The organism is Deltaproteobacteria bacterium (genome assembly GCA_016180855.1).
Classification (GTDB): Bacteria; UBA10199; UBA10199; order JACPAL01; family JACPAL01; genus JACPAL01.
On the sequence record JACPAL010000010.1, the window covers coordinates 45,799 to 63,379 of the forward strand.

The following is a 17,581-nucleotide window of genomic DNA, read 5'->3' on the forward strand; positions in this document are numbered from 1 at the left end:
TCAGTCAAGGCGGAGTTTAACCCTGTTCTCTCATGTCCAATAAGGTACTCGCACTCAAATATCGGCCACAAACATTTGAGGATGTGGTCGGCCAGGAAACCACGGTTCGTATTTTGAAAAATCTTTTAACCGGTGATCATCATCACCCCGCCTCCCTTTTCACCGGTTCCCGGGGGATTGGCAAGACGTCGCTCGCCCGTATCTTTGCGAAGGCACTGAATTGTGCCAACGGGCCGACCCCAACGCCGTGCGGCACATGTAATTCCTGCATGGAAATAACCGAGGGACGCTCCCTTTCTGTCATTGAGATTGATGGGGCTTCCAACACCTCGGTTGATGATGTCCGGGATCTGCGTGAGAAGGTCCGCTATCTGCCACCGGGCGGACGATACAAGATCTATATTATCGATGAAGTGCATATGCTGTCCAACGCCGCCTTCAATGCCCTTCTAAAAACGTTGGAGGAACCTCCGGCCCATGCCCTCTTTATCTTTGCGACAACGGAACCACAAAAGGTCCCGGTGACCGTCATCTCCCGCTGTCTCCGTTTTGATTTGAGGCCGATTACGATCGGCCTGATTGTAGATCGTCTTCGGAAGATTGCCGGGCAGGAATCGATTCAGGTGGAGGAGGGGGCCCTCTACGAGATAGCCCGGCAGGCGCTTGGGGGACTGCGAGATGCCTTGGGGCTTCTGGACCAGATTGCCTCTTTTTGCGAAGGCGAAGTGACCCTGCAGGGGGTAGAACAGGTGCTTGGGGGATCGCCAAGACGTTTTTTAAGAGAGATCCTCTCTGCCATTCTTTCGGGTGATGCCCCTACTCTCCTCAAGACGCTTGATCGTATGTCGCAGTCGGGGATCGATCCAAAACGTTTTGTTGTGGAGCTCCTGGAGACGGTTCGTCATCTTCTTGTGGTTCGTGTGAGTCAGGAGCCTTCTCTTTTCGATCTCCCCGCCGATGAAATCCGCTCTCTTCAGGAGATCGCCGCGATGGCTTCCGAAAGAAGATTGGACCAGATTTTTCAGATGTTGCAGAAGGGAATCCCCGATCTACTGAGGTCGCCCTCTCCCCGGATTCTTCTGGATGTATTGTTATTGCGATTGGCTCATTCCGCAGAGATGGAGTCGATTGAGACCCTTCTTCAGCGCTTGGAAGAGATCAGTGGTAAAGGGCCGACGACCCTTCCCGCCCCTCGACCTCCCGTGAGTGGAGTCGAACCAAAAAAAGAGAAACAACCTCAACACGGAAAGAGTTGGAATGATTTTATCAAACATCTTTCGGTCAAAAAACCCCAGCTCTCATCGATTCTGGAGCATTCCCTCTCCGCCGTTATCGGGAAAGAATCTATTCTTGTGACCTTTCCCAGGTCTTCGATCCATCTTGAAATGCTCAAGGATCGTGATCGGGTAGCACAGTTAGAAGGGCTGATCGTCGATTTTTGGGGTCAGCCGATGAAATTTCAACTTCAGGAGGGGGAGGCGAAGGAAGAACCAGGGATGCGCTCTTCCGATTTGATTGACGAGGCAGTCTCTATTTTTAACCCCCGATCAACGAGAACGGTTCCGTCACCATGAATCCCCTGGAACATCTTGCAACGGTTCTCACCAAGCTCCCGGGTTTGGGAAAAAAGTCGGCGATGCGACTCGCCCTGTTTCTCGTTAAGGAAGAGAAAGGGATTACCCAGGAACTTGGCCAGGCCCTCCTTCGGATGAAGGAGAAGGTGCGGTTTTGTCGCCTCTGTCAAAATTTAACCGAGGAGGAGGTTTGTCATCTCTGCCGCGATGACCGACGCCACCGGAATCAGCTTTGCGTTGTCGAGGGACCTTCTGATTTGATAACGGTCGAGAAGACCGGTCAATACCGGGGGCTTTATTATCTGTTGCATGGGACTATTTCGCCGCTGGATGGAGTAGGGCCGGAGGAGCTTAAACTTGATCGCCTGGTCAAGAGAATCAGAGAGGGGAAGTTTTCAGAGGTTATTCTTGCGACCAATCCCAATGTCGAGGGGGAGGCGACGGCGCTCTACCTCAAAAAACTTCTCACACCGCTCAAGGTCAAGATGACCCGTATTGCCTCCGGGGTACCGATTGGCGGGACGCTCGAGTATACCGATGCCCAGACGATGGCCCAGTCACTGCTGACGAGGCGGGAGTTTTAGTATCCCCCTCCCTCGGAAGTCATTAGATCACGATGTCGATGTCCCCCTTAAATTAAGGGGGACATCTGGTGTTCTCGATCGTCATGGAAGGGGGATATTTACTCTCCGTCGGAGGTATTATGCGAGATAGGATTGTATTCAACAACCCCATCTTAAAAGACCGGAGAAGGCAACTACGTCAGGATCAAACGGATGCAGAACGTCTTCTTTGGCGCTTGATCAGGAACAAGAATTTAAAAGGTCTCAAATTTTGGAGACAGTATAGTGTGGGACCTTACATTCTGGACTTTTATTGTCCTTCGCAGAGACTAGCAGTTGAATTGGATGGAGGTCAGCATGCAGAACAGTTCATTATTGAATATGACCAGGAAAGAACAGATTTTTTGAAATCTAGATCGATTCGTGTTCTGAGATTTTGGAACAGCGAATTTTTAACAAATCCGGAAGGAGTCTTGGAAAAGATTCTTGAGTCCTTGGATATCCCCCTTTCAAGACTGTCGTGATTTCCTTTTCGTCCCCCTTAAATTAAGGGGGACGTCTAGCCTTCTCGATCGTCATGGAAGGGGGATATCGCGGTTGACATCGATGGGGGGATATTTCAAAGTACCCCCATGTCCTTCATCAATCCTCATACCAAGGAGATCAACTGCAAGATCGTTTATTACGGTCCACGGCTTGCCGGGAAGTCGACTAATCTCCGACAAATCTTGAAAAAGGTCTCCTCCGATGGACGTGGCGAGATCCCCTCGCTCAAGGAGGAGGGGGATGAATCGCTCCATTTTGATTTCCTCCCGCTGATCTTGGGGAGCATTAAGGGGTACAAGGTCCGGTTTCATCTCTATACCCTCCCGGACCAGCCCCATCTTGAGGCGAGCCGGAAGATTATTCTCAAAGGGGTTGATGGGGTCATTTTTGTTGCCGACTCCCGCGTCGACCAACTCGACCGGAATATTGAAAGCTGGAGAAATTTGGTGGCCCATCTGGCCGAGTTTGATCTGGATATCAAAATGCTGCCGGCCGTTGTTCAGCTCAATAAACGGGATCTGAAGGCGGTCATTCCTGTCTCTGAATTCAAACAGCTCTTTCAGGGGATCGAATTGACCGAGGGGATCGCCAAGGAGGGGACCGGTGTGATGGAGACGTTACAGGTTGTAGCCAGGAAGGTCTTGAAAGGGCTCAAGAAAGAGTAAGATTCCTACTTCGGTACCTTCTCCCAATCTTTTAAAAACTTTTCAATGCCGGCATCGGTCAACGGGTGTTTTGAGAGTTGCAACAGGACGTTGTAAGGGATCGTGGCGACGTCGGCACCGATCAGTGCGGCATCCCGCACGTGGATCGGATGTCTTACCGAGGCAACAAGGATCTTTGTCTTGAAATCGTAGTTGTCGTAGATCTGTCGGATGTGACGGATCACTTCCATCCCTTCCTCCGAGATGTCGTCGAGGCGACCGACAAACGGGCTCACGTACGTTGCCCCTGCCTTGGCGATCAGCAGGGCCTGATTAGCCGTAAACGTGACGGTGACGTTGGTCTTGATGCCATCCTTGGAGCACTGTTTGACCGCCTTTAATCCTGTCGGGGTCATCGGGATCTTTACGACGATATTTTTGTGTATTTTTGCAAAGTGATACGCCTCCCTCATCATCCCCTCAAAATCGAGGGAAATCGTCTCGGCACTAATCGGGCCGTCGACGATACCGGCGATCTCCTTGATCGTCTCATTGTAGTTTCGGCCGGTCTTGGCGGCGAGTGACGGATTGGTCGTGACGCCGTCGATAACCCCCATCTCCCAGCAGTCACGGATCTCCTTCACGTCGGCACTGTCGATAAAGAATTGCATGGAGAGGGGGTTTACAAAGGAGACGGGATGTTTTGCAACAGTTCTTTTATTGATTTTTTCAAGACCGGATGCAGCCACTCCTGATTTAAATCCGCCATCGGCCTCAGAACAAACCACCGCTTAGGGATCTCGGGGTGGGGGATTTTGAGATTGGGTGTCACAATGACTTCGTTTCCGTAAAAAAGAATGTCGAGATCGATTGTTCGTGGTTGCCAGTTTCTCTTTGCTGTGCGGCCGAGCTCTCTTTCAATTGTTTCGAGTGTTGCCAAGAGTTCAGGTGGGGCCAGTTGGGTCTCAATCTCAAGGACACCATTGAGATAGGGCGGGGCGGTCTCCTGGTTTCGTGTGAGAGATTCTGTTTTATAGAGAGGAGATTGGTGACGTATCGAGATTCCTGATTGTTCCATCAAGCGGCAGGCGGCCTGGATGTTTTTCTCTCGGTTCCCCAAATTAGAACCGACGGCGATGTAGGTGATCGTCAAACTTGAACCCTTTTCAAGCGCTCCAACGCCTCCGCCAATCTCTCATCCGCACAGGTGAGAGAGATCCGGACATATCCTTCTCCTGCCTCACCAAAACCGTTGCCAGGGGTGAGCACGACACCACATTCCTCCAGGACCTTTTTGGAGAATTCTTTTGACTTAAAACATTTTGGAGTGGCAACCCAGAGGGTGATTCCACCTGAGCAAGAAGCAACATCCCACCCTAATTTTTTTAGGCCTTCCTTCATCAGGTTTCGGCGTTGACGGTAAACCTGTCGCATCCCCTCCACGCATTTCTGGTCTCCCTCCAACGCTGCAATCCCGGCCCATTGAACCGCCTGAAAAATGCCGGAATCGATATTGGTCTTGATCTTTCCCAGTCCGGCGACGAGCTCCAGATTACCGCAGGCAAAACCGATCCGCCAACCGGTCATGTTGTAGGTCTTGGAGAGTGAATGAAATTCGATGCCGATCTCCATTGCGCCGGGAAATTCCAGGAAAGAGGGGGGAGGCTCTTTGTCGTACTGTTCGCAGTAGGCGGCATCATGGCAAACAATGATCTCGTGTTTTTTGGCAAATGCCACGACCTTCTCATAATAGTCACGTGGGGCAGTGGCTGCCGTTGGATTATTCGGATAATTAAGATGCATCACCTTCGCCTGGCGGGCGACCGATTCGGGGACTGCATTGAGATCAGGCAAGAACTTGTTCTCCCGATGAAGTGGCATAAAATAGGGCGTTCCACCGGCAAAGAGGGTACCGCTCGTTGTGGGGGGATAACCGGGCGAGGGAATGAGCACGACATCGCCTGGATCGACAAACGCCAGCGGGAAATTGGAGATCCCTTCCTTGGAACCAATCAAGGAAACAACCTCCTGCAACGGATCGACTTTCACGCCAAATCGCCTCTTCATCCATCCAGCGGCCGCCTCGCGGAACCGGTTGAGTCCGCTGTAACTCGGATATCGGTGATTGGCCGGATCCTCGGCCGCTCTCTGGAGCGCGGCAATAATGTGGGGAGGTGTTGGGAGATCGGGATCGGCGACCCCCAAATCGATCACATCAACCCCTTTCCGGATCCGTTCGGCCTTTAACCGATCGAGTTCAGCGAAGAGATAGGGCGGGAGCTGGATTATTCGTTTGGAAGTGAGGATTTTCATCGTGATGGCGATCTAGCAGGGGGATAGGATTCAAGTCAAACCGGATCAATTCCAGGTTGGTGCAAAGCCGATAAACTCTCGGGCAATCCTTCTGAGCTGATTCAACCGGTCAGAGATCCTGCGGATTCTCATTCGGTCATAAAGATTATCTCTGCCTTTGAGTTCGGTTTCCCTTTGCTGGCAGAACTCAACCATTCGTTCAATCGAGGGATAGACCTCATTAATAAAGGTGGTACGGTCAACCGTTGCCTTGAAGCGCGCCTGCCACTGGTCCAAGCTCCCTTCCTTTAATGCAGTTTGACGAAGGATATTGAGTCGTCTTGTGAGAAAATCAATTTGGGCAAACAGGGTATCGGCAAAATGACGTTCAAGCGGGCCCCACCTTTCCTTGGTTATAATCCTGCCGGACAGTGAATCGATGGAGTGAGCGGCAAAGCCGGTTGTTATCAGGACGTCATACAGGAGCCGGTCCGGTGAGGGGGGAGGTTGTACCTGGTCGACCCCATCGGCCTGAGCGACCCTGACCGGTATTCGGTGAGGGTTCGCATTCAATTTCTGTTGAATATGGAGACCAATGAGTTCACCTAGTTTTCTTTTCTGATGGCTTTTGGCGATGTCATCCACGAGACCTTTATTATCTCCCGCGAGAAACCGGAGTAATACTCGTGATACTTCATGGGTCGAGAGGGGGTGATCATAGGTGAGATCTCGCTGGAATGATTCAATGCCTTGCGCCTCCGGTCCCGCTTCACCCCATTGCCGCCTCACCATCTCCAGTTGCTCAATCTCTGAGAGATAGAGTTTTTCGATCTCTAAGGTCGCCTCTTCACGAACGAGATAGTCCAGCAGGGCCTGTTGGAGCGATCTTGAGGCCTTGCCGATCTCCGGATTGACAAACCACTCGGCATAACTGGCTGACCCCCAATATTTTAAGGGTGAGAAGGAGAGAGAGGTGTAGAGTAATTGGTTCAATGAACCATCAAGTCGCATCTTCATGAACGCCTCGGCCGATTCTGCAACGGCCTCATTAGATTTTAATTGCTCTCGTACATGCCTCTCTGAATAGAGCAGCAGTGTTGTTCGGTTATAGAGGGTTGGTAATTGATTGGACCCAAATTGAGGCTCGGCCTCCACCTCAAGAGAGCGATTCAAGGTTTTTAAGATATTCAATCCCGTTGCCCTCCAGCCTGGGAGTTCGTCAAACATCCCTCTCATCCCGATCTTTGCAAGGCGTGGCTTTGAACGGAGAGCCTCAACAAACTCCGAGTAATGGGGAACGACATCGGTGCCAAACCAAAGAACGCCGGTTAGGGTGTTGGTTGTAACAAGCCCCAATTCCTTCTGAAACCTCTTCCATCCATCGAGTGCGTCGAACCGTTTTGAGAATTCCGGGATCGAAGGGGCGTTCTCTTGACGATTAGGAGAGGGCCAGATCGATTGGAATTGTTCGTAAAACTGCTTTGCTTGGGAGAGGAGTCCCGCATCCGGCCATCCCTGAGAGAGAAAGCGGGCCTCGACCATTTGCTCATCAAAGGTCTGGAGTGCCTGCTGTTCTTCAAACTGCATCGATTCCATTCTCGTCTTTAAGCCCGGTAAATGGTGAGGGAGGATCTTGCCACCCAGGTGCAGTTTGCCAAACTCCCAGGTCTCATTTCCGACACGCGTAAAATAAGAGTTTAGAGCTTCATCCGACCAGAAGTCGTCTTGAGAAAACAGCTGCATGATGCTGGAGGCGGCGATGGTTTCGGCGGACCAGGCATAAAATCGTCCTGCCGTGTTGGTTTTGATCTGCAAGGCATGACTGAAATCGGCCCTGGGGCTGTTTTGAAAAATAGAACGGGAGGCGATTGATCGACCGAGCCCCGTCAGGCCGACCATTTTTTGTGTCACCATGAAGAGGGCAAGGTGGTGGGCCTGGCCGAAGAAATCATTGAAAGCCTCTTCCTGTCCCAGGAGAAAACGCTGTCCCAAACAGGAGACGGTGTGTGTCGTCAACGCGAACGCCTCGATACCGAGACCACTCACGACGATTCGGGTCACTGTTTGTGCGGCATGGGATGCGGCGGTTCCGACGAGCGGAGTTTGTGTTGTGATCCAACTGGTCAGTTTCCCGGTGAGGGGTGAAAGGGCAAGTCTTGAGGCAACCCGGCTCGAGACAAAGAGGCTGGCCGGTCCTCCACAGAGCCCGGCAAAGACCATCACGGAGTTTTGAAAGAGGAGGCCCCCGCCTTCCATAAGAACCGCGCCTGTCGTGACGCTTGCACCGGACTCATACGCCCTTCGGATCTGTTCCCGATGGGTTCGGAATGTTGCAAAGAGAGAGCCTCCCGCAATTGCTGTCGCGATGGCGATCGTTCGTCCGCCCGCCAACGCCGCGGCTGCTGAGAAGGCGAGGGAGTACCAGAGTTGTTTGTCACCGGGGGTTGTCTGGGCGAGATGGATCGTCTCCTTGGCCGCCTCGAAGATCCCGCCCGAACCTGGGAAGTAGAGAGTCGTTGTGATGATTGGTCCGACAGCCGGTCTCTGCATGGCCTCACTATCGAAGGAGGGGCAAAAAAGGTTGCCACGATTTCACAGCTAACTGTTGCCAGTCCCGCCCAGAAGAAGGAATTGACGTACCTTCAAAAAAGACCTATATTCAGGTCCATCTAACTACACAGGAGGCTTCAATGAAAAAGATCCTTTCTCTGTCGGAAGCGAAGATGAGGCTTAACCATCTGGTTGATAAAGTAATCGATCAGGATGACGAATATATTATTACCAAAAACGGCAGTCCGGCCGCCGTGTTGCTTTCGGCCGAGACTTATGAGGGATGGAAGGAAACGGAAGAGATCAAAGCGGATCGCGAATTTTATGATGAGGTGAAAAAGGGCATAGCCAAACTTAAAAAAGGGAGGCGGCGTTATTCTTTTGAAGATGTCTTCGGTGAAAAGATTAAATGATCTACCGGATCGATTTCGATGAGGAGACCCGTGTCGCCTTAAGCCACATGATGCCTGTTTTAAAAAGGCATGTGAAAGAGTCGCTTCGGCAAATTGCCAAAAACCCACATGAAGGGAAGCCTTTGGAGGAGGATTTAAAAGGGTATTTTACTTACCGAGTCGGAAAGCTCAGAATTATCTATGCCATTGATTCTTCCAAGAAGGCGGTTCATGTCGTGGCGATTGGCCCTCGGCGTGTCATCTACGAAGAACTTTCCAAGCGCTTGAAAACGAGAAGCCCGTTGATGGGATGCCGTTAGGAGCGAGGCCTTTATCCGCCTCGGCCAGAAAACCCTGCCGTCTTGCGGCAGGGGATGAATGGTCCGGAGATCCGAAGCATTGGCAGAGGAGGGTCGGTGGCTACGGGGATTCCGCCAAGAAACCCCGCGGTCTTGCCGCGGGGTTGTTCATTCCCAACACATCGGCCATGCTGTAAAGCCCATTGGGTTTGCCGGTAATCCATTGGGTGGCCCTGAGGGCCCCCAAGGCAAAGGTGTCGCGGGATTTTGCGCGGTGGGTCAGTTCCAGGATATCGCCGGCCGTTTCAAAGATCACGGTATGATCCCCTACCACCTCTCCCTCACGGATCGATTCGATCGGTATCTTGTCCGGTGTTGTTTGGCGAACGGCCGCGAGGATCTTTGCTATCTGCAGGGCGGTCCCGGACGGGGCGTCCTTTTTATGGATGTGGTGCGCTTCACGAACCTTAACCTGAAATTCAGCTCCCAAGAGATGAGCCGACTGCTCCAGGAGCTTCCAGAACAGGTTCACACCGACGCTTGTATTGGGGGAAAAAACGAGCGGGATCTGCCTTCCCATTTTTTCGATCTCTTCTCTCTGTTTTGGGGAATGACCCGTTGTACCGACCACGGCCGCTTTTTTTGCGGCCTTTACCGTTTGGAGATTAGGAACAGTCGCATCGGGATGTGAGAAGTCGATCATCACATCCGCCTCTTCGATTGTCGGGACGATTCGAAAAACAGGATCCCTCTCTGCCAAGGCGGAGATCCTGCTCCCCATCTTTCCGGAGGCCCCTTTGATAACAATCTTGATCACGATCTGGGTCTTAAATGAGAGGTTTGCCGGTTCGCAACTAATATCTTGTTCCCCCCGATAAACACTTATGGGAATGGAGCAATCCATGGAGGGTCGAATCCGGGTTGGTGCCAAGGGGCCGTCGTACGAGCCTTTGGTGCCTGTCATCGATGATAAACCGGGTGTTCACTCCCCCTCTACGTTTTCCGTTGTTGCTGCGGCACCTCGCTCCTCTGCGACCGTATCGGTGCCAGCCGTTCTCTCCGATTCTGTTCCCTCGATTGATGCCTCAGCTGTTTTTCGGGACTGGAACCGGCGTGGCCTGAAGGTATCGGTCGATCGCTTTCATGAGCAGGCGTATGGTTTTGAGGTTCAGTCCAATCCCCAATTTTCGCAGATGGTTACTCCCTTTCATAAGGTCAATCTCAAAGGTCACGCTGATCTCATCGTCCCCTGGTCCGATCCATACCTCTTGATGGAGTGGGAGTCGGTCCTGATCGACGCGGGGGCAGGGCGTCAGGCGAGAAAAGAAGGAAATAGCCTCATTGTCGTCTATTCATTTAAAGGGAGAGATTTTCTCAAGGTGACGGAAACCCCTGAGAACGTCTCTTTCTTATTTATCGGTCGGTCGGGGCAAAGGCTCGGCGCAAAAACGGTGCTGAAACCGGAAGAGAGAGAGGTTCTGATCAGTAAACCGGCCCCTGTCCCTGCGGATGCGACGAAAGAGACCACTCAGTCTCAAATCTACAAGATTCATTTTGATAAAGATGAGATCCTCGTTGAGACCTATTTCCCAGCCTCGGTTTCGGAAGAGAAAAGGTTTCAGACCGTCTCCGAATTGGCACTGCTCCTACAGGCGCTTCCCTCCAGGATGGTATTGCCGTTTTTTCAGGGAGAGGATGGAAAACTTCCCCTTCTCTTTGTGCTTGCCCCCCAGAAGACGGCGGAGTCCTTGAAGGTCAAGGACGGCAATCCGGCGGGCGGCAACTACAACTATTCGATAAATAGGGTCTGGATCGATCTAGATCCGGAGGGCTCAATGATCCGTTCGACCTTCCTACACGAGGTAACGGGCCATGGCACCTCGGACTTTTTTGTTCCCTCAAATGAAAATCGGATTACGGAGCCGGATCGTAGTGGTCTCCGTGATTACTATGCCTTGAGCCTCCAGAGTTGTCTTACCCCCCAGGAGTTGGCGAACTATATGGAGCTCAGTCGCCTGATCAGAAATAAGGAGGATTTTCCAGGCCTATCGCACGAAAGGAGAAGAATGCTTTGTCTCAGGCTATGCGATTGAGGGATCGGACGGGATACGTGAGGAGCTGAATGAACCTCATGAAGATTTCGCGGAGGTACGCGAGGCGTTCTATTCGCTCCTCTTGCGGGAGAAACCGGATCTGACCTTTCATGCCGTTCGCAGACGAGACAAGCTCCTTTCTCTGGTGGGGCTTCTTTACCTGTTTGAAGAATATGGTGTTCCCTCGTTAGGAGATATCTCCAGGGAGGATCTCTTTTTACGGGAATCGTTCCAAAAAGTTCTGGGTGTTACGCTCAAGCCCGTTGATCCGGAGAAAGTGGTTCAAGGGGTCCCCATTGATGACAGGGCGCTCCGCTGGGTTTTAAAACGGGAGGCGCCTCTCTTCCAGCTTCAACTGGGGCTTTTGACAGAGAGTATTGATGAGGGGGGGAGGGAAAGATCCTTTCAGGGACTTTCATCCGGACTCCGTCTCGGGAAGAGCTATGGGAGAAATGCGTTTGGTCTCGCCTTTCTTTACGGCGACTCTTTATCTAACGACGGTAGGAGGTCTGAGAGGGGAAGAAGCTATACCGGGGCACTTTGGTGGGATCGCAACTTCGGTTCGGAGATCGTCTCCTTCGTAGTGGGTCCCGCGATCGGTGCAAGAAAACTTTATCTCTCCCGATCGGAGGGTGATCCTGTCGGTCTTTTCGGTGCTATAAGAGGCGAGGTCTCTTTTTTGTATCGAATCGTGGGGCTCTACCTCCAGGCAGATTGGACGAAGGGAGATGGCTATGAGCAAGAGGGATTTCAGGGAGGAACTGTGATCGATTTTTACCGTATGATCGCTTTACTGAGATGATCGCTCTTCAGATCAGTTGATACTCTTTTAAAACATGAAGCAGCTTTTCCCGATTCTGTTTCCCCATTTCGCAAAGCGGGAGTCGCCACTCCTCTTCGCACCTTCCCATGAGGGCGACAGCGGTCTTGACGGGGATCGGGTTTGTCTCGAAAAACATCGCCTCATGAAGGGGGAGCAGCGCCTCATGGATCCCTCTTGCCTCTTCTTTTTTACCGGAGGCATAGCGATCCCACATCCTGGCCAGTCTTTGTGGAACGACATTGGCCGTTACAGAGATCATTCCGCGTCCTCCCAATGCAATAATCTCGAAATTTTGTGCATCCTCGCCGGAGAGGACCGTAAAGTCACGGCCGCAGAGTTCAATCACCTTTTTGATCTGCGTGAGGTTACCACACGCCTCTTTGATCCCGACAATGTTCTTGATACCGGCGAGTCGTACCACGGTTTCCGGCAGGATGTTGACGGAGGTACGACCCGGGACATTGTAAAGGATGAGTGGAAGGCCGACCGATTCGGCAATCGCCTTATAATGACGATAAAGCCCCTCCTGGGTCGGTTTGTTATAGTAGGGTGAGACAAGCAGGGCGCCGTCCGCCCCGACCCTCTCCGCATGACGTGTGATTTGGATCGCCTCGGCGGTTGCATTGGAACCGGTTCCGGCCAGGACCCTCACACGCCCCTTGACCTGTTTTACAACGATCTCAATGACCCGGTCATGCTCTTCGTAATCAAGGGTGGCTGACTCGCCGGTCGTTCCGCAGGGAACGATCCCGTCGGTCCCCTCCGCAATATGCCACTCGACGAGTTTTTTTAGTGCCTCTTCATCGACCTTTCCTTTTTTGAACGGGGTAATGAGTGCAACGAGAGAGCCTTGAAAGGGATGGTCCATATTGGAGAAGGGGCTACCAGCGGTGGAGAAACCGCGCAACTGTTTTTGGGACGGAGACGAGACACATAGTACGAGAGAAGGGAGGCTTTATGCCAAGACCTGTTCGTCACGGACAACGACATCATTCTCACAGGAAGGTCGGTTTAGATGATAGTCAACCGGCTCTTCCGGACAGACAGCGGCATCATTTGTATGCGGAGGTCGGTTTAGACTATGGTCAACTGGCACTTCCGCAAGGGAATGGTCGGGACCACCGTGGAGAATCGCAGCTTTATTCTGACAGTGGTATTTTGGCCGGTGTTCGGTGGATTGATCGTCCCTATGAGAGGCTCTCCCTTGAGGCCGCGACCCACCTTATCAATGTTAGGGGACGTGGTGATACCGATACCTATGAGATAATCGCCGATGTTGAACTGGGTGGGAGGGTGAGGTTTTATCAGGGACGTCGACTTGACCTTTCGCTCTTTGGGGGTGGGCTTGCGGCGGCAGGGGCTGAGTTTGGATATGATTATAGTGCCCCTCAGTTTATGTCGCGGACTGGAGGGGTTGTTCGAGGTGTGATCGATCTCAAGGACCATTCGAGAATTCCTGTGGCGTATTTCGGATTGGGGGCGCTTGGAGGAGGCTCCGTTATTAATTCTGATGGAGTAACCTTTCTAGGAGGCTTCTGGTCTGTGATGGGAACCTTCGGGCTCAGATTTTATTGAGGCTGTTAGACTCGTACTCCCCCAGAGTACGTTTTTATCTGTCAAACAACATTTCAAGGCATCTTTGAAGATCTAAGCTCGATCTCTCTTGCAGCGGCAGATCGGACGATATTTTAACCTATAGGAGGAGGTATTTTATGGGGTCTGAAAAGATTTCAGCTCGGGATGATAGGAGTATTGAGGAAGAGACGCGATTAGCGGATCGTCAGCAACCGCATTTTTTTGCAGGTCTTGACATTGGGGTCGGAGAAACTTTTTTGCCAAGGGGGCGTAGTGGAAATAATATTAATCCCAAGGCATCGTTGAACAACACCCTCAGATGGGGGGTGAGCGGGATAGCCGATCCCGATCAGTTTCTTTCTGGTGAGGGAGCACTTCATTTACTTGTTCGTACCACAGATGGGGGAGCCTTGCATCGGCAAGCAAAGATCAATGAGGTGGGTGGTGATCTGGAATTGGGTGGAAGGTTGAGGCTTTTAGATAGTCGTCGGGTGTCCCTATCTGTTTTTGGCGGGATGTTGGCTGAGTGGGGGGTTAATTTTGGCGATAGGGTGGATGATGAAGCGATGCCAGAGAAACGTTATGGGGGTATTGCCAGATTGATTTTAGGATTTAATGATTATTATGGAATTCCAAAATGGAATGTGAGCCTTGCGACTAGCGGAGGGAGCTATCTACTCGGTTCAGATGCCTATGGTCCTGCAGGGCGGTTCTATTCGTATTTTCTAGGGTTTGAACGTCGATATCAATAGTAGCAACTATAACTCAATCTTCCCTTCAAAAACGGTTGTGGCCGGACCGGTCATATAAACGCTGTCTTCGGCCCGGTTCCATTCGATCTCGAGAGTGCCGCCTGGCAGCTTAACCTCCACCTTTCTCTCGGTTTTGCCGTTTAAATGGGAGGCGACCGCGGCGGCACAGGCACCGCTTCCGCAGGCAAGTGTCTCACCGGCGCCACGCTCCCAGACCCTCATCTCGATTTTCTTTTTGGAAATCACCTTCACAAATTCGACATTTGTCCGGTTGGGGAAGAGGTAGTAGTTTTCAATGAGTGGCCCCTTTTCATGGACTGGGTACTCTTTGAGATTGTCGATAAACAGGACGCAGTGCGGATTCCCCATCGAGACACAGGTCATCCGGTATTCGATCCCGTGGATTCGGAGGGGATGATTGATGATGCGTCCTTTCAGTTTGACCGGGATCTCTTCCCCTTTGAGGATCGCCCTCCCCATATTGACCTGGATCTGACCGTCTCCCAGAATCCTGACCGTTTGAACGCCGGCGATTGTCTCGACACGGACCTCCTGTTCCCCGCTCCCATGATTTGAGACGTACTGGGCGACACAGCGGATCCCGTTTCCACACATCTCCACCTGGCTTCCGTCGGCATTGTAGATCTGCATCTGGACATCCGCCTTTTTGGATGGCTCGAGGAGGAGGAGCTGGTCGGCGCCGACACCGAGGCGTCGATCACAAAGAAGCTTCGCCGCCTTGGCCATCTCGGGAAGTTTCCTCTTCCTTCCATCGATGACAATAAAGTCGTTACCGAGACCGTGCATTTTGGTGAAAGAGATGTTCATATTAAAAACTTCGGGACATGCTCCCCTTTGAGCAGATCTTTATACTCCTCTCTCTGTCTGATCACAAAAAATTGCTCACCCTGCACTAACACCTCCGGTATTCGCGGTCTGGAGTTATAATTGGAGGCCATCACAAAACCGTACGCCCCGGCACTCATGACGGCCAGAAGGTCCGAGGGACGTGCAGCAGGCAGGCGGCGATCTTTCGCTAAAAAATCGCCCGATTCACAGACAGGTCCGACCACGTCCACTTTTTCTTTTTTGACCTTTCTCTTTTCAACGGGCCAGATCTCATGATGGGAACCGTAGAGGGAAGGACGGATCAGGTCGTTCATCCCCCCATCGACAACCACAAAGATTTTATTCCCCTGCCTCTTTCGATAGAGGACCTTGGTGAGCAGGATTCCGGCATTGCCGGAAATGACGCGCCCCGGTTCCAAAAGGAGCGTGACATTCCGCTTTTTCAACTCCGGGGCGATCGCCTTGGCGTACTCCGCCGGTGAAGGAGGGGATTCCTTGTCATACGGAATGCCGAGCCCTCCACCTAAATCGAGAAAGCGAATCGTGAGCCCCAGTTTTTTCAACGTGCTCACCAACGCCCCCAGTTTTTTAACGGTCTCAACAAACGGTTTGACCCGGGTGATTTGGGAACCGATATGACAACTGACTCCCTGGACCTCAATTCCGGGCAACTCCCTGGCGATCCTGTAGAGTCGAACACTCTCACGGATCTGGACGCCAAATTTGCTCTTCTTGAGACCTGTGGAGATATAAGGATGGGTCTTGGGATTGATATCCGGGTTCACCCGAATGGCAATCGGGGCTGCTCTTCCACAATCTTTGGCGACGTTTGACAGCTTGATGAGCTCCTCTTCCGATTCGATGTTGAAGAGAAGGATTCGTTCCCGTAATCCGTGTCGCATCTCCTGTTCCGTCTTGCCGACGCCTGAAAAAACGATCCGATTGGCCGGCACACCGGCGGTCCGCGAACGGAAGAGCTCACCGCCGGAGACGATATCAACACCCCCCCCCCACTGGGAGATCGCCCGGAGGATGGCGATGTTTGAATTTGCCTTTACCGCAAAACAGGTGAGATGGGGGATTTCTGAAAACGCACCGTCGAATACCTTGAAGTGACGCTCGAACGTCGCATAGCTGTAAATGTAAGCCGGGGAACCAACCGCCTCGGCGATTTTGCGAAGTGGCACCGATTCGCAATGGAGTTCATTTTTAACGTAATGAAAATGATGCAAGCCGCTTCTCCAGTCTCTTGATCTCTTTTTTGACTGCCTCCGGGGCGGTGCCACCGGTCTTGTTTCGGAGCGCGATGGAGGCCTCGGGCTTCAGGATCTTTAGAACCCCCAGATCGAATTTTTTTGAGAATTTTCGAAATTCTACCAGGGAGAGCTCCGTCAGTTCTTTCCCGTGTTCTTCCGCATACCGAACCAGTTGGGAGACAATCCCATGAGACGACCGAAAATCAACTCCCCGGCGAACGAGCCAGTCGGCGATATCGGTTGCGAGCAGAAAACTGTCCTGCAACGCCTCTCGCATTCGCTCTCTGTTTGGTTTCATTTTTGGAAACAGCTCGGCCATCATGTCGACACAATCGATCACGGTATCCAGGAGATCAAAAACCGCCTCCTTATCCTCCTGCATATCTTTGTTGTAGGCGAGTGGCAGTGACTTCATGAGTGTCAAAAGCGAGAAGAGGTGCCCATACACACGACCCGTTTTTCCGCGGATCAGTTCGAGGACATCCGGATTTATCTTCTGTGGCATCATGGAGGAGCCGGTGCAGAACTCTTCCGGCAGATCAATAAATGAATACTCCTTTGAGCTCCAAAGAATCAGTTCTTCCGCAAGCCGTGAGAGATGCATCATCAAGAGGGAAGCGACCGAACCACTCTCGATTACGAAATCACGATCCGAGACCGCATCAAGGCTGTTATGCGTTACATCGATGAACCCAAGCTCCCCGGCCACTTTCTCCCGATCGATCGGATAACTGGTGCCGGCAAGTGCCCCAGATCCCAACGGGCAGACGTTCATTCGCCGATGGCATTCCAGGGTTCGAGATCGATCCCTCTCCCACATCTCTACGTAAGCGAGGAGGTAATGGGAAAAGAGGATCGGTTGTGCTGGTTGCAGGTGGGTGTAGCCGGGCATCATGATATCGAGATTTTTTTTGGCCAGTGTCAGGGCAGATTTTTCCAGATGAAGGAGTGAACTATGAAGCTCTTCGAGGCGGTCCCGACAATAGAGCCGGAGATCGAGTGTCACCTGATCATTCCGGCTTCGGCCGGTATGGATCTTTCCTCCGAGGGGGCCGAGGTGTTTGATCAGGAGGGCTTCAATATTGAGATGGACATCCTCCAGATCCTCTCTGAATTCCACTCTCCCGGAATCGACATCCTTGAGGATTTTTTTTAAGGCTGCCATGAGACGACTCTTCTCTCGTGTCGAGAGGAGGCCGGCGCGTGCCAAACCATTGACATGGGCGATACTTCCCAACACATCGTAATAATAGAGCTTTTTATCGAACGAGACCGACTGGGTGAAGTCGAGCGCGAGTGGACTTAAACCCTTCTCAAAACGGTTACTCCATTTCTTGGGGGACATAGGTGGCCAATATGCTCAAGCGCTCCGC

General features: G+C 52.0%; 19 protein-coding genes. 10 read left to right on the forward strand and 9 right to left on the reverse strand.

What is annotated here, in order from left to right:
* Positions 1–32 precede the first annotated feature (32 nt).
* The 4 genes from dnaX (at position 33) to HYT77_05565 (ending at position 3,348) form a co-directional block, all read left to right on the forward strand.
* Positions 33–1,574 carry a DNA polymerase III subunit gamma/tau gene (gene dnaX / locus HYT77_05550; GenBank protein ID MBI2067456.1) on the forward strand — a complete coding sequence of 514 codons (1,542 nt, stop codon included), beginning with the start codon at positions 33–35 and terminating at the stop codon, positions 1,572–1,574.
* Entirely contained in the window at positions 1,571–2,158 is a 588-nt protein-coding gene (recR, locus tag HYT77_05555) for a recombination protein RecR (GenBank protein MBI2067457.1), read from the forward strand. The genes dnaX and recR overlap by 4 nt, the downstream gene beginning before the upstream one ends.
* 119 nt (positions 2,159–2,277) lie before the next feature.
* A complete protein-coding gene (locus HYT77_05560) occupies positions 2,278–2,661 on the forward strand; it encodes an endonuclease domain-containing protein (protein MBI2067458.1) in 384 nt (127 codons plus the stop codon).
* A 108-nt stretch (positions 2,662–2,769) separates the two neighbouring features.
* Positions 2,770–3,348 (forward strand): gliding-motility protein MglA, encoded by a 579-nt coding sequence (locus tag HYT77_05565; GenBank protein ID MBI2067459.1) that lies wholly within the window; start codon positions 2,770–2,772, stop codon positions 3,346–3,348.
* A 5-nt stretch (positions 3,349–3,353) separates the two neighbouring features.
* Here the strand turns inward: HYT77_05565 and fsa are convergent, their stop codons facing one another.
* The 4 genes from fsa to HYT77_05585 are packed head-to-tail and all read right to left on the reverse strand — an operon-like array spanning position 3,354 to position 8,169.
* Positions 3,354–3,998: a fructose-6-phosphate aldolase gene (gene fsa / locus HYT77_05570; GenBank protein ID MBI2067460.1), complete on the reverse strand. Its 645-nt coding sequence runs from the start codon at positions 3,996–3,998 to the stop codon at positions 3,354–3,356.
* 11 nt (positions 3,999–4,009) lie between these two features.
* On the reverse strand, positions 4,010–4,480 hold the full coding sequence (gene folK / locus HYT77_05575) for a 2-amino-4-hydroxy-6-hydroxymethyldihydropteridine diphosphokinase (protein MBI2067461.1): 471 nt from the start codon (positions 4,478–4,480) through the stop codon (positions 4,010–4,012).
* Complete coding sequence (locus HYT77_05580; GenBank protein ID MBI2067462.1) at positions 4,477–5,640, reverse strand: LL-diaminopimelate aminotransferase; 1,164 nt, start codon at positions 5,638–5,640, stop codon at positions 4,477–4,479. The genes folK and HYT77_05580 overlap by 4 nt, the downstream gene beginning before the upstream one ends.
* Positions 5,641–5,685: 45 nt before the next feature.
* Positions 5,686–8,169: a hypothetical protein gene (locus HYT77_05585; GenBank protein ID MBI2067463.1), complete on the reverse strand. Its 2,484-nt coding sequence runs from the start codon at positions 8,167–8,169 to the stop codon at positions 5,686–5,688.
* A 140-nt stretch (positions 8,170–8,309) separates the two neighbouring features.
* Between HYT77_05585 and HYT77_05590 the strand changes: the two genes are divergently transcribed.
* Both HYT77_05590 and HYT77_05595 read left to right on the forward strand, forming a co-directional pair.
* Positions 8,310–8,582 (forward strand): type II toxin-antitoxin system Phd/YefM family antitoxin, encoded by a 273-nt coding sequence (locus tag HYT77_05590; protein MBI2067464.1) that lies wholly within the window; start codon positions 8,310–8,312, stop codon positions 8,580–8,582.
* Entirely contained in the window at positions 8,579–8,881 is a 303-nt protein-coding gene (locus tag HYT77_05595; protein ID MBI2067465.1) for a type II toxin-antitoxin system RelE/ParE family toxin, read from the forward strand. The genes HYT77_05590 and HYT77_05595 overlap by 4 nt, the downstream gene beginning before the upstream one ends.
* 100 nt (positions 8,882–8,981) lie before the next feature.
* Here HYT77_05595 and dapB read toward each other — a convergent pair whose 3' ends face one another.
* On the reverse strand, positions 8,982–9,677 hold the full coding sequence (gene dapB, locus HYT77_05600; protein MBI2067466.1) for a 4-hydroxy-tetrahydrodipicolinate reductase: 696 nt from the start codon (positions 9,675–9,677) through the stop codon (positions 8,982–8,984).
* 85 nt (positions 9,678–9,762) lie between these two features.
* On the opposite strand from dapB, the gene HYT77_05605 reads away from it, so the two are divergent.
* A complete protein-coding gene (locus tag HYT77_05605) occupies positions 9,763–10,953 on the forward strand; it encodes a hypothetical protein (protein MBI2067467.1) in 1,191 nt (396 codons plus the stop codon).
* Positions 10,954–11,035: 82 nt separating this feature from the next.
* Positions 11,036–11,755: a hypothetical protein gene (locus HYT77_05610; GenBank protein ID MBI2067468.1), complete on the forward strand. Its 720-nt coding sequence runs from the start codon at positions 11,036–11,038 to the stop codon at positions 11,753–11,755.
* Positions 11,756–11,762: 7 nt separating this feature from the next.
* Here HYT77_05610 and HYT77_05615 read toward each other — a convergent pair whose 3' ends face one another.
* Positions 11,763–12,644: a 4-hydroxy-tetrahydrodipicolinate synthase gene (locus HYT77_05615; protein ID MBI2067469.1), complete on the reverse strand. Its 882-nt coding sequence runs from the start codon at positions 12,642–12,644 to the stop codon at positions 11,763–11,765.
* 89 nt (positions 12,645–12,733) lie between these two features.
* Between HYT77_05615 and HYT77_05620 the strand changes: the two genes are divergently transcribed.
* Positions 12,734–13,351 carry a hypothetical protein gene (locus HYT77_05620; protein MBI2067470.1) on the forward strand — a complete coding sequence of 206 codons (618 nt, stop codon included), beginning with the start codon at positions 12,734–12,736 and terminating at the stop codon, positions 13,349–13,351.
* A gap of 137 nt (positions 13,352–13,488) precedes the next feature.
* Positions 13,489–14,103 carry a hypothetical protein gene (locus HYT77_05625; protein ID MBI2067471.1) on the forward strand — a complete coding sequence of 205 codons (615 nt, stop codon included), beginning with the start codon at positions 13,489–13,491 and terminating at the stop codon, positions 14,101–14,103.
* 6 nt (positions 14,104–14,109) lie between these two features.
* Here HYT77_05625 and HYT77_05630 read toward each other — a convergent pair whose 3' ends face one another.
* The 3 genes from HYT77_05630 to argH are packed head-to-tail and all read right to left on the reverse strand — an operon-like array spanning position 14,110 to position 17,553.
* Positions 14,110–14,931 (reverse strand): diaminopimelate epimerase, encoded by an 822-nt coding sequence (locus HYT77_05630; GenBank protein MBI2067472.1) that lies wholly within the window; start codon positions 14,929–14,931, stop codon positions 14,110–14,112.
* Entirely contained in the window at positions 14,928–16,184 is a 1,257-nt protein-coding gene (gene lysA / locus HYT77_05635) for a diaminopimelate decarboxylase (protein MBI2067473.1), read from the reverse strand. Before lysA ends, HYT77_05630 begins: the two co-directional genes overlap by 4 nt.
* Positions 16,162–17,553, reverse strand: coding sequence for an argininosuccinate lyase (argH, locus tag HYT77_05640; GenBank protein MBI2067474.1), 1,392 nt, complete (start codon positions 17,551–17,553; stop codon positions 16,162–16,164). Before argH ends, lysA begins: the two co-directional genes overlap by 23 nt.
* Between the last annotated feature and the right edge of the window lie 28 nt (positions 17,554–17,581).